This window comes from Amycolatopsis sp. NPDC104587, from assembly GCF_055583645.1.
Map to the genome: position 1 here is coordinate 61,135 of NZ_JBVJNO010000006.1, position 11,880 is coordinate 73,014.

Genomic DNA, 11,880 nt, shown 5'->3' on the forward strand with positions numbered 1-11,880 from the left:
GGAGCCTGCCGGTGAACCCTTCCACCGCGCAGGCCAGGGTCATCGTCGACGAACTCGTCCGCAACACCGTTTCGCACGTCGTCCTCTGCCCGGGCTCCCGCAACGCGCCACTGTCCATCGCGCTGTACGACGCGGCGGCCGCCGGGAAGCTCCGGCTCCACGTCCGCATCGACGAGCGGGGCGCCGCGTTCCTCGCGCTCGGCATCGCCGCGCGCACCGGCCGCCCGGTGGCCGTGCTCTGCACGTCCGGCACCGCGGCCGCGAACTTCCACCCCGCCGTCCTGGAGGCCGACCGCGCCGGTGTCCCGCTGATCGTGCTGACCGCCGACCGGCCGCCCGAGCTGCGCGCGGCCGGCGCGTCGCAGGTCATCGACCAGCACCAGCTCTACGGTGACGCCGCCCGCTACTTCGACGAGCTGGCCGTCGCCGAGCGGCGGGCCGGGCAGAACTCGTACTGGCGCAGCCAGATCTGCCGGGCCTGGAACGCCGCGTACGGCGAGTGGCGCTGCGGGCCGGTGCACCTGAACATCCCGTTCCGCGAGCCGCTCGTGCCCGACCTGGACGACGGTGAGTGGTACGAATCGCTTGAAGGTCGTCCCGACGGCGAGCGTTGGACCGAGCTGCCGGACTTCGGCGCGCTGCCGTCGTTCGTGGTGCCCTCGGCGCGCCACGGCCTGGTCATCGCGTGTGACACCGGTGTGCAGGCGGCGAGCGAGTGGGCCGAGCAGCACGGCTGGCCGGTGATCTCGGAGACCGGCGGCCTCGGGCTGTCCGGCGGCACGGCGATTTCGTCCGGCGCGTGGCTGCTGGGCGTCGAGGACTTCATCACCCGGCACAAGCCGGAGCAGGTGCTGTGCCTCGGCCGGCCGACGGTGTTCCGGCAGATCCAGAAGGTGCTCTCCGACGCCTCGGTCGAGGTGCTGCTGGTGCGTCCCGACTCGGACTGGCCGGCGCCCGCGCACAACGTCCGGCAGGTCGGGCAGTGGTTCGACGAGCCGACCAAGCCCGCCGACCCGGAGTGGCTGGCGAGCTGGCGCCGGGCCGACGCGGCGGCGTCCTCGGCGGTCGCCTCGGTGCTGGCCTCGGAGCCGTGGCCGTCCGGGCTGCGCCTGGCCTCGGAGCTGGTGGATGCGCTGCCCGCGGACTCGCTGCTGGTGGTGGGCTCGTCCAACCCGACCCGTGACGTCGCCCTGGCCGGCCGGCTGCGCCCGGACGTGCTCGTGCACCGCAACCGCGGCGTCGCGGGCATCGACGGCACGGTCTCGACGGCGATCGGCGCGGCGTACGTCCACCGCGGCCCGTCGTACGCGCTGCTGGGCGACCTGACGTTCCTGCACGACGCGTCCGGGCTGCTCACCGGGCCCGCCGAGCAGCGCCCGGACCTGACGATCGTCGTGTGCAACGACGACGGCGGCGGCATCTTTTCGTTGCTGGAGCAGGGCGCGCCCGAGCACTCGGCGAGCTTCGAGCGCGTCTTCGGGACCCCGCACGGCGCCGACCTGGGCGCGCTGTGCGCCGGCTACCGCGTCCCGCACGTGGTGGCCGAGACGCTGACGGAGTTCCAGGCGGCGCTACGGCCCGCGCCCGGGCTGCGGGTCGTCGAGGTGCGAGTGGACCGTTCGCGGCACCGCGACCTGCACGCCCGCCTGCGCTCCGCGGTGTCTTCGGCCGTCTCCGCGGTCTAAGGCCGCACTTTCACGTGAAAGTGCGGCCCCCAGGTGCGCACTTTCACGTGAAAGTGCGCAGGTGCCGGTCAACCGCTTTCCGGGTGGGATCCCAGCAGGCAAGATCCTCCCTTCGGCTGTTCCTGGGTGCTTCCTGGCTGGCTACGTTCGAGCGCGCTGCTCCTCACCCGTTGGAGGGATTCGAATGCGTGCAAGAACTCGCACCGGCCTCGGTGTGCTCGCGGCCGGCGTCGCGTCGGTGCTGCTGGCCGGCACCGCCAGTGCGGCCCCGACGCCCGGTGCGCCCGGCGTCGGTGACTCGTACTACCCGAACGCCGGCAACGGCGGGACGGACGTGCTGCACTACGACATCCGCCTGACCTACCAGCCGGCGACCGACGTCCTCGCCGGGACGACGACGTTGCTGCTCACCGCGACCCAGGACCTCTCGCGCTTCGACCTGGACTTCGCGCTCAAGGCGTCGAGCGTGCTGGTGAACAACCGCCCCGCGCAGTTCACCAACCAGACCGGCAACGGCGAGCTCGTCGTCACGCCGGCGCAGCCGCTGCTCAAGGGCCAGACCGCGACGGTCGTCGTCGCCTACTCGGACACGCCGTCCACCGAGACGGTCGACGGGATCAACGGCTGGAAGAAGGGCTCCTTCGGCGCGCTCGGCGTCGACGAGCCGCAGAGCTCCGCCTGGTGGTTCCCGGCCAACGACCACCCGACCGACAAGGCGACCTACGACGTCTCCATCGAGGCCCCGGATGACAACGTTGCCGTCACCAACGGGACGCTCGTCCGCAAAACGAAGAGCCGCGCCGGCTGGACCCGCTGGCAGTGGCGCAGCACGAAGCAGCAGGCCACGTACCTGACGTCGTTCATCGTGGGCAAGTACGAGCTGAACCAGTCGACGACGCCGGACGGCAAGCCGTTCATCACGGCGTACGGCTCCGACCTGGGCGACTCGCTGTACGCGGCGAAGGCCAGCGTCGAGCGCACCCCGGAGATCGACGCGTTCCTGGCGACCAAGTTCGGCCCGTACCCGTTCGAGGCCGAGGGCGGCGTCGTGACCAGCGGCATCGGCTTCTCGCTGGAGAACCAGACCCGGCCGACGTACGGCGCGCGCAACTTCGCGGCCGGCTCCAACACGACGCTGATCGCGCACGAGAACGCCCACCAGTGGTTCGGCGACAACGTCTCGCTCGGCCGCTGGAGCGACATCTGGCTGAACGAGGGCTTCGCGTCCTACGCCGAGTGGCTGTGGTCGGAGCACGAGGGCGAGGGCACGGTCGCCGAGCTCGCGCAGTACACGTACGACTCCAACCCGGCCGACGGCGACCTGTGGAAGCTCGTCCCGGCCGACCCGGGCGCGGACAACCAGTTCGACAACGCCGTCTACGACCGGGGCGCGCTGACGCTCCAGGCGCTGCGGACAGCCGTCGGCGACGAGGCGTTCTTTGCCATTTTGAAGGCGTGGCAGGTCCAGAAGGGCGGGTCGCACGGCCGGATCCAGGAGTTCATCGCGCTGGCGGAGAAGGTCTCGGGCAAGCCGCTGTACGACCTGTTCCAGACGTGGCTGTACACGGCGGGCAAGCCGTCCGTCGGCCCGAACGGCACGACCCCGGCGGCCTTCACCGCACGGGCGGCTTCGGTGAAGCCGAAGTCGTACGACCAGATCCAGGCGAACCACCGGAACCTCGCCGCCGAACACGCGGGGTAGCCGCTACGCTCGCGGCGTGAGCACGAAAGGTGAGCGGGCGAGGCGCGTCGGCTGGTGGACCACCATCGGCGTCGCCTCGCTCCTCACCGTGATGTGCGTCTGCCTGCTCTTCGCGGCGATCCGCAACGACCGCGCGATCTCCGCCCAGCTCGGCCAGGCCACGGCGACGGTCGACTCGGTGGCGTTCGACCGCACGATCATCCATTTCGAGACGCCGGACGGGATCGTGCACAGTCCGGCGAACGGGGTGTTGTACCCGGACGGGCTGGCTGCGGGGCAGCTGGTCCGGATCGAGTACGACGCGACCGATCCGGAGCTGGCCCGGGTGGCGGGGCGGTCGGCGGCGTTGACCTTGTTGCCGCTGGGGAGTTTTGTCGTTTTCACCTGGTTGGTGGCCGGGCCGGTTCTTTGGTGGATACGGCGGCAGAACCGGCGGGCTCGGGCTGAGGTGGCGGCTGCCGCCTGACCTGGCTTCTCCCGCTCCTCGTCTTCCGGCGCTGGAGGCGCTGAGCCAGGCTCCAGCCCCACCGCGCCGACGCCACGACAAACGGTGCAAACCGCGGCTCCGGCCAAGGGCCGCGCCGGACAGATCCCCGCCCCCCCCGGGACAGATCTCCGCTCCCCGGACAGACCTCCGCCCCCCCCGGACAGATCCCCGCCACACCCTGGGGGCCGTGCCCTGTCCCAGCCTATCGGCACCGGGCCGCCCGAAAGGATGACGCGGCAAATCTGTGGACAACCGGACCCGATGTGGATAACCGCCGCTCTTAGCCTGCGTGGGCCGTCTCCTGCCACCAGCCCAGGACCTCGTCCGCCACTCCCGGTGCCGCCACCAGCAGTCCGTCCGTGGGCAGCGCCGTGTCCTCGCCGTGCTTGTCCAGGACCACCGCTCCGGCCTCGATGGCCATGGCCACCGAGCCCGCGACGTCCCATTCGTGGTAGCTGTGCAGGACCGCCGCCGCCGCGTGGCCCAGGGCCACCTGGGCGATCGACAGGGCCGCTGAGCCCAGGACCCGCACTCCCGCGTGGGCCGCTGCCGCTCGCTCGATGAAGCCGCCCATGCCCGGCCAGGGGCCTCGGCGGGCGAACTCCGTGCAGACCAGCGCGCCCGCCGTCACGCAGCGGTCGGTCAGCTTGACCGGTTTGCCGTTCGCGCGGGCCCCTCGTCCGCGCGCCGCTGCGTAGATCTGGGCGCGGTACGGGTCCGCCACCACTCCCACCACCGGGCCGGCCGCGTCGACCAGCGCCAGGCTGTACGCGCACCACGGCACTCCGGCGACGTAGTTGGCCGTGCCGTCCACCGAGTCGACCACCCACCGGTACTCGGCGACGTCCGCGCCGTGGTCGGCGCCGAACTCGTGGCCGACCACCGGGATGCCCGGGAACTCCGCGGTCAGCACGCGCCGGGTGTGCCGTTCGAGGATGCGGTCGGTGTCGGTGACCCAGTCGAACGGCGAGTCCAAGGTGGCCGGGTGCGCACCCCGGCCGGCGGTCGCGGTGATCACGTCGGTCGCGTCGTTGGCCAGGCGCCCGGCCACTTCGAGGGCCCTCGACAGCAGGCCGGGCTCCACGGGCCGCGGCGGCCTGGAGGACAAGAGGGTCATGCCTGCTTAGTCTGGGCCCCGCTGGTTTCCGGGACACGACCTTGAGATGACATGTCGTAGCCGATCTGTTCCGGAACCGTTGGCCGCCGTGTCACGCGGTCGCCAGGATCGGGTGCGAAGGTCGGATCGTGCGAGTCGCGATAGTCACCGAAAGTTTCCTGCCCCAGGTGAACGGCGTGACCAACTCCGTCCTCCGGGTGGTCGAGCACCTGCGCGAGCGCCGGCACGACGTGCTGATCATCGCGCCCGGGCCCGGCCCGGACTCCTACCGCGGCGCGCCGGTGATCCGGATCCCCGCGCTCGACTTCCCCGGCGTCCACTCGCTGCCGATCGGCGTGCCGACGCGCACCGTGCTGAACGCGCTGGCCGCCTTCGGCCCAGACGTCGTGCACCTGGCCTCGCCGTTCGTGGTCGGCGCGCGCGGGCTCGCCGCGGCACGGCGGCTGCGGGTGCCGTCGATCGCCGTCTACCAGACCGACATCGCCGGGTTCGCCGCCGCGTACGGCTTCGGCATCGCCGCCCGCGCCGCGTGGCGCTGGGTGCGGCGGCTGCACTCGCGCGCCGACCGGACGCTGGCGCCCTCCAGCGACTCCGTCGAGCAGCTGCGGCTGCACGGCGTCCCGCGGGTGCACCGCTGGGCGCGCGGGGTCGACATCGACCGGTTCTCCCCGGACCACGCCGATGCCGCGCTGCGGGCCGAGCTCGCGCCGGACGGCGAGCTGCTCGTCGGGTTCGTCGGCCGGCTGGCGCCGGAGAAGGAGGTCGACCGGCTGGCCGCGCTGGCCGGCGTGCCCGGGATCCGCGTGGTCGTCGTCGGTGACGGGCCGGAGCTCGAATCCCTCAAGGAGCAGCTCCCGGACGCCGCGTTCCTCGGCGCGAAGTACGGCGACGAGCTTTCGGCGGCTTACGCGAGCTTCGACGTCTTCGTCCACACCGGCCCGCACGAGACGTTCTGCCAGGCGGTGCAGGAGGCCATGGCGTCCGGCCTGCCGGTGCTCGCGCCGGACGCGGGCGGCCCGAAGGACCTCGTCCTGCCCGGCCGCACCGGCTACCTGCTGCCCGCCGACCGCGAGCTGTTCGCCGCGGCGCTGGTCGAGAAGATCGACGCACTGCGCGACCCCGCGCTGCGGGCGCGGCTCGGCGAGAAGGCGCGCAAGGTCGTGCTCGGGCGCACCTGGCCCGCCGTCTGCCGCGAGCTGATGGGGCACTACGAAGCCGTGCAGGGCCGGGCCGCCCGCGCGGCCTGACATGCACATCGTCCAGCTCGCGAACTTCTACGGACCACGCTCGGGCGGCCTGAAGACGGCGCTGCACCACCTCGGCGCCGGGTACGTCGCGAGCGGGCACGAAGTGACGCTCGTGGTGCCCGGCACCCGCTACGCCGACGAAGTCCTGCCGACCGGTGTCCGCCGGTTTTCCCTGCCGGCGCCGAAGATCCCGGGCACCGGCGGCTACCGAGCCGTCGACCCGCACCGGGTCCGCGCGGTGCTGCGGAAGCTCGAACCCGACCGGCTGGAGGTCTCGGACCGGTTGACGCTGCGGGGGATGGGTGGCTGGGCGCGGCGCCACGGCGTGCCGAGCACGGTGATCTCGCACGAGCGGCTCGACCGCCTGCTGGAGCAGTTCCTGCTGCCCGAGCCGGTGGCGCGCCGCGTCGCCGACGTCGCGAACAAGCGGATGGCCGCGAGCTACGACACGGTCGTCTGCACCACGGCCTTCGCCCGCGCGGAGTTCGACCGGATCGAGGCGCCGAACGTCCACCGGGTGCCCCTCGGCGTCGACCTCGCGACGTTCCGGCCCGCCATGCGCGACGACGGCTGGCGCACCGACCTGAGCGGGGGAGCGGACGCCCTGCTCGTCCACTGTGGACGGCTTTCGCCGGAGAAGCACGTGGAGCGCAGCGTGGACACGGTTGCCGAGCTGACGGAGGCGGGCGCGCGGGTACGGCTGGTCGTCGCGGGCGACGGGCCGCGGCGGCGGGCGCTGGAACGCCGGGCGCGCGGCCTGCCGGTGACGTTCCTGGGGTTCCTGTCCGGCCGCGGCGACGTCGCGCGGCTGCTGGCCAGTGCGGACGTCTCGCTGGCGCCGGGCCCGCACGAGACGTTCGGCCTGGCGGCTTTGGAGGCGCTGGCGTCCGGGACACCGGTGGTGGTGTCGGCGTCGTCGGCGCTGCGGGAGATCGTGCGGCCCGGCTGCGGCGCGGCGGTGGACGACCACGCGCCCGCGTTCGCCACCGCCGTGACGGACCTGCTGGAGAGCCCGGAAGACCTGCGCCGCGCGGCGGCCCGGGCGCGGGCCGAGGAGTTCACCTGGCCCGCCGCGGTGGCCGGGATGCTGGCCACCTTCCGCTGACGCTCAGGGCTTGCCGAGGCGGCTGTAACCGGGGTGGACGCCGGAGGTGAGGCCCTGGTCGTCGGCGATCTTCGCCAGGAGCTCGTGGAGGGTCGTGCGCTCGTCCTCGGTCAGGGACGCGGTGATCGCGCGTTCGTGCGACAGCGCCGACTGCGCGACGCGGACCATCAGCTCGCGGCCCTCCGGGCTCAGCTCCAGCGCGTAGAGGCGCCGGTCCTCCGCGTTGCGGCGGCGGTGGATCAGGCCGCGCTTCTCCAGGCCGTCGACCAGCGGGACCAGCCGGGTCGCCGGCGTGCCGAGCTGCTTGGCCAGCGCCTGCTGGCTCTGGCCCGGCCGCATCGCGACCAGCCGCAGCAGGCCGACCTGCGCCGGGGTCAGCTCCAGCTCGGCGATGCGCTCGGTGAACCGCTGGGCCGCGTGCGCGCCGACCTGGGCCAGCTGGAACGCGGTGCCGAACCGGGGACCGTCCATGGCCGGAACGATAGTCGTTGACAATCGATTACACCAGTGTAATCGTTTAAGGCATGAAACGAATCGCAGTCATCGCCTACGTCCTGTTCACCGTCGCCGGGGGAGTGCTCGGCGCCACCGGCACCCGCCCGGACTCCTCCGCCGCCGACGTCGCGGCCTACACCACGACGCACCAGGGCCTCGTCCAGCTGCTCGCGCTGGTCGTCTTCGGGGCGGGGCTCTCGCTCGCGACCTGGACCGCCGCGGCCAGACCGCCGCAGCTCGGCTTCGCCGGGGGACTGCTCGCGTCGGGCTCGCTGCTGCTGAGCGGCCTCGCCACCTGGACGGCCGTGCAGACCCCGGACGTCGCCCGCGCCTTCACCTCGCTGGCGTTCGCCGCGGGCGCGTTCGGGTTCGCGGTGCCGCTCGCGCTGCTCATCGCGGCCGTCGCCCGGTCCACGCCGCGCTGGCTGGCGATCACCGGGTACGTCGTCGCGGCGCTGGCCGGGCTCTCGGCGTTCAGCATGCTGACCGACGTGCTGTACCCGCTGATCCCGGTCGGCCGCTTCGGCGGGCTCATCTGGCTGGTGCTCGCAACCTTCGTCAAGCGCCGCGACTAATCTCAAGCCATGTCACGCGCAAGCCTGGACAAGGACCCGCACGAAGTCGCCGCCATGTTCGACGGCGTCGCGGACGGGTACGACCGGGCGAACTCGTTCATGACCTTCGGCTTCGACCGCCGCTGGCGCACCACCACCGCCCGCGTGCTCGACGCCCGCCGCGGCGAGAAGGTCCTGGACCTCGCCGCCGGCACCGGGGTGTCCACCGTCGAGTACGCCCGCGGTGGCGCCTGGTGCCTGGCCGCGGACTTCTCGTTCGGCATGCTCCGGGCCGGGCTGCACCGCAAGGTCCCGATGGTCGCGGCGGACGCGCTGAACCTCCCGTTCGCCGACGAGAGCTTCGACGCCGTGACGATCTCGCTGGCGCTGCGCAACTTCGTCGACCCGAAGGCCGCGCTCACCGAGATCGCGCGGGTCGTCAAGCCCGGCGGCCGCCTGGTCATCTGCGAGGTCTCGACGCCGCCGTTCGCGCCGATCCGGTTCATCCACCGGCGGTTCATGCTGAAGCTGCTCACCTGGGTCGGCAAGCGGACGTCGTCGAACCCCGAGGCGTACTCCTACCTGGCCGAATCGATGCTCACCTGGCCCGACCAGCGCACGCTCGGCGAGATCATCGCGAGCGCGGGCTGGGCCGACGTCGAGTGGTTGAACCTCACATTCGGCGTCGTGGCGATCCACCGCGCGCGCAAGCCTGCCTAAACTCGCGCGTATGAGTCGTCGCACCGCAGACCAAGACGCCGAAGTCATCGTCGTCGGCGCCGGGCCCGCCGGGTCCACCGTGGCCACCTACCTGGCCCGCTCGGGCGTCGACGTCCTGCTGCTGGAGAAGACCGAGTTCCCCCGCGAGAAGGTCTGCGGCGACGGCCTGACCCCGCGCGGCGTCAAGCAGCTGATCGACCTCGGGATCGACACCAGCGAGGACGCGGGCTGGGTGCACAGCCGCGGCCTGCGGATCCTCACCGGCGACCTCACGCTGGAGCTCGACTGGCCGGACCTGACGAGCTACCCGCCGTACGGCGTTTCCCGCACGCGTCACGACTTCGACGACCTGCTGGCGAAGCTCGCGGTGAAGGCGGGCGCGCGGCTGTACGAGCGCACGACCGTCACGAGCGCCATCACCGACGCCACCGGGCGCGTGGTCGGCGTCGAGGCCAAGGTCGGCCCGGAGCGCACGCCGGTGAAGTACCGCGCGCCGCTGGTGCTGGCCTGCGACGGGGTGTCCGCGCGGCTCGCGCTGAGCGTCGGGATCCAGAAGAACGAGAAGCGCCCGATGGGCGTCGCGGTGCGCCAGTACTACAAGAGCCCGCGCCACGACGACCCGTTCATCGAGGGCCACCTCGAGCTGTGGGACCGGTCGGACCCGCGCGACCCGAAGCTGCTGCCGGGCTACGGCTGGGCGTTCCCGCTCGGCGACGGCACGGTGAACGTCGGCCTCGGCATGCTGTCGACGTCGGCGTCCTTCCGGAACACGGACTACCGCGCGCTGCTGCGCCAGTGGCTCGACGGGACGCCGGAGGAGTGGGGCTACCGCGAGGAGAACGCGATCGGCAAGGTCGGCGGCGCCGGCCTCCCGATGGGCTTCAACCGCACCCCGCACTACCGCGACGGCCTCCTGCTGCTCGGCGACGCGGGCGGCATGGTCAGCCCGTTCAACGGCGAAGGCATCTCGGCGGCGATGGAGTCCGCGCAGATCGCGGCGGAGGTCGTCGTGCAGGCGCTGGCGCGGCGTGAAGGGCCTTCGCGGGAGCGGGCGCTGGAGGCGTACCCGCGCGCGGTCCGCGAGCTGATGGGCGGCTACTACCAGCTGGGGAACGTCTTCGCGAAGATCATCGGCAAGCCGAAGATCATGCACGCGTGCACCAAGTACGGGCTGCGGATCAACAAGATCCTCCCGCTGGTCTACAAGGGCCTCTCGGGCTGCTACGACGCCAAGGGCGGCGACGGCGTCGACCGCCTCATCTCAGCCCTCGCCAAGGCGGCCCCCTCCCCGCGCTGACCTCCTCCCAACCCCGCACTTTCACGTGAAAGTGCGGGGCCCAGGTGCGCACTTTCACGTGAAAGTGCGGGGTTGCTCGCGCGCGGACACACGAGTGGACTAGCAAGTTGGCCGTGCGGTCAGTGGGATAGCTCACACGGGCGCGCCCGGATTGTCCGGCCGTGTAGCGATCTTGAAGAGCCTTCGCGCAGGTCGCGCGGGCGCCGTTGCCGAGCCGTGACAACGTTGGCGGCCGAGGTTAGGGCACCCTTATAACACGGGGGGCTAGGGACAAGAATGTGAGTCGCGTCCTACACTCCCCCCATGCTTTGTGAATCCCTTCACATCCACGACGAGTGGCTTGTGAACTATTTCACAAGCACGCCCGGGCCCCGCCACGGGCCGTAAGGAGACCCTGACCCTCGGCGGTGTGACCCAGGTCCCTTAGGGTGCCGACGAGGCCCGCAGTTCCACCACAAGCAAACCGCAGCGGCGCGGAAAGGATGGCGAAGACCCCGTGCTGACGTTGCTGACCCGGACCGACACGGTGCAGCTGGCGCAAGAGGCCCCGAGCCTGAAGCCCTACCTGCCCCTGGTCCTGTTGTTCGTGCTGGCCCTCGGCTTCGCCGTGTTGTCGGTGCTGCTGGGCCCGCTCGTCGGCCCCAGCCGCTACAACAAGGCCAAGCTCGCCGCCTACGAGTGCGGCATCGAGCCGTCGCCGCAGCCGCTCGTCGGCGGCGGCCGGATGCCGGTGGCGTACTACATCACCGCGATGCTGTTCATCCTGTTCGACATCGAGATGGTCTTCCTCTACCCGTTCGCCGTGCAGGCGGACGCGCTGGGCACGTTCGGCCTGGTGGAGATCCTGCTGTTCATCGCGACGGTCGGCTTCGCGTACGCCTACGTGTGGCGGCGCGGCGGCCTGGATTGGAACTAGACCCATGGGCCTCGAAGAGAAACTCCCCAACGGCATCCTGCTGGCCAGTCTCGAAGGTCTCGTCAACTGGTCGCGGAAGAACTCGATGTGGCCGGCCACCTTCGGGCTCGCCTGCTGCGCGATCGAGATGATGACCGTCGGCGGTTCCCGCTACGACATCGCCCGCTTCGGCATGGAGCGCTTCAGCGCGACGCCGCGGCAGGCCGACCTGATGATCGTCGCCGGGCGGGTCACCCAGAAGATGGCGCCGGTCCTGCGCCAGATCTACGACCAGATGGCCGAGCCCAAGTGGGTGCTCGCGATGGGCGTCTGCGCGTCCTCCGGCGGCATGTTCAACAACTACGCGGTCGTCCAGGGGGTCGACCACGTCGTGCCGGTGGACATGTACCTGCCCGGCTGCCCGCCGCGGCCGGAGATGCTGCTGGACGCGATCCTCAAGCTGCACGCCAAGATCCAGGACGAGCCGATCAACGCCCGCCGCGCCGCGATCCGCGCCGCCAGCGGGGCCCGCACCGAGCTCGTCGCGTCGTCGATCAAGTACGCGAAGAAGTAGAG

12 protein-coding genes are annotated in these 11,880 nt (G+C 71.7%); 10 read left to right on the forward strand and 2 right to left on the reverse strand.

Going from position 1 to position 11,880, the window contains the following annotated elements:
- The first annotated feature begins 11 nt into the window (after nt 1-11).
- The 3 genes from menD (at nt 12) to ACZ61C_RS19050 (ending at nt 3,853) form a co-directional block, all read left to right on the forward strand.
- Nucleotides 12-1,685, forward strand: coding sequence for a 2-succinyl-5-enolpyruvyl-6-hydroxy-3-cyclohexene-1-carboxylic-acid synthase (menD, locus tag ACZ61C_RS19040; RefSeq protein ID WP_465308423.1), 1,674 nt, complete (start codon nt 12-14; stop codon nt 1,683-1,685).
- Nucleotides 1,686-1,869: 184 nt separating this feature from the next.
- Nucleotides 1,870-3,387, forward strand: a complete 1,518-nt coding sequence (locus ACZ61C_RS19045; protein WP_465308425.1) for a M1 family metallopeptidase — start codon at nt 1,870-1,872, stop codon at nt 3,385-3,387.
- Nucleotides 3,388-3,403: 16 nt separating this feature from the next.
- Complete coding sequence (locus ACZ61C_RS19050) at nt 3,404-3,853, forward strand: DUF3592 domain-containing protein (RefSeq protein WP_465308427.1); 450 nt, start codon at nt 3,404-3,406, stop codon at nt 3,851-3,853.
- Between the two features lie 301 nt (nt 3,854-4,154).
- On the opposite strand, the gene ACZ61C_RS19055 is transcribed toward ACZ61C_RS19050, so the two are convergent.
- On the reverse strand, nt 4,155-4,991 hold the full coding sequence (locus tag ACZ61C_RS19055; protein ID WP_465308429.1) for an inositol monophosphatase family protein: 837 nt from the start codon (nt 4,989-4,991) through the stop codon (nt 4,155-4,157).
- A 128-nt stretch (nt 4,992-5,119) separates the two neighbouring features.
- Here ACZ61C_RS19055 and ACZ61C_RS19060 point away from each other — a divergent pair, with 128 nt between their 5' ends.
- Both ACZ61C_RS19060 and ACZ61C_RS19065 read left to right on the forward strand, forming a co-directional pair.
- A complete protein-coding gene (locus ACZ61C_RS19060) occupies nt 5,120-6,238 on the forward strand; it encodes a glycosyltransferase family 4 protein (protein ID WP_465308431.1) in 1,119 nt (372 codons plus the stop codon).
- Between the two features lies 1 nt (nt 6,239).
- A complete protein-coding gene (locus ACZ61C_RS19065; protein WP_465308433.1) occupies nt 6,240-7,343 on the forward strand; it encodes a glycosyltransferase family 4 protein in 1,104 nt (367 codons plus the stop codon).
- A 3-nt stretch (nt 7,344-7,346) separates the two neighbouring features.
- On the opposite strand, the gene ACZ61C_RS19070 is transcribed toward ACZ61C_RS19065, so the two are convergent.
- Complete coding sequence (locus ACZ61C_RS19070) at nt 7,347-7,814, reverse strand: MarR family winged helix-turn-helix transcriptional regulator (protein WP_465308435.1); 468 nt, start codon at nt 7,812-7,814, stop codon at nt 7,347-7,349.
- Nucleotides 7,815-7,867: 53 nt separating this feature from the next.
- Between ACZ61C_RS19070 and ACZ61C_RS19075 the strand changes: the two genes are divergently transcribed.
- The 5 genes from ACZ61C_RS19075 (at nt 7,868) to ACZ61C_RS19095 (ending at nt 11,878) form a co-directional block, all read left to right on the forward strand.
- Complete coding sequence (locus ACZ61C_RS19075) at nt 7,868-8,413, forward strand: DUF4386 domain-containing protein (protein WP_465308437.1); 546 nt, start codon at nt 7,868-7,870, stop codon at nt 8,411-8,413.
- A 9-nt stretch (nt 8,414-8,422) separates the two neighbouring features.
- Nucleotides 8,423-9,112 (forward strand): class I SAM-dependent methyltransferase, encoded by a 690-nt coding sequence (locus ACZ61C_RS19080; RefSeq protein WP_465308439.1) that lies wholly within the window; start codon nt 8,423-8,425, stop codon nt 9,110-9,112.
- Between the two features lie 10 nt (nt 9,113-9,122).
- Entirely contained in the window at nt 9,123-10,409 is a 1,287-nt protein-coding gene (locus tag ACZ61C_RS19085) for a geranylgeranyl reductase family protein (protein WP_465308441.1), read from the forward strand.
- Between the two features lie 496 nt (nt 10,410-10,905).
- Nucleotides 10,906-11,325: an NADH-quinone oxidoreductase subunit A gene (locus tag ACZ61C_RS19090; RefSeq protein ID WP_465308443.1), complete on the forward strand. Its 420-nt coding sequence runs from the start codon at nt 10,906-10,908 to the stop codon at nt 11,323-11,325.
- Between the two features lie 4 nt (nt 11,326-11,329).
- On the forward strand, nt 11,330-11,878 hold the full coding sequence (locus ACZ61C_RS19095; protein WP_155548771.1) for a NuoB/complex I 20 kDa subunit family protein: 549 nt from the start codon (nt 11,330-11,332) through the stop codon (nt 11,876-11,878).
- Nucleotides 11,879-11,880 lie beyond the last annotated feature (2 nt).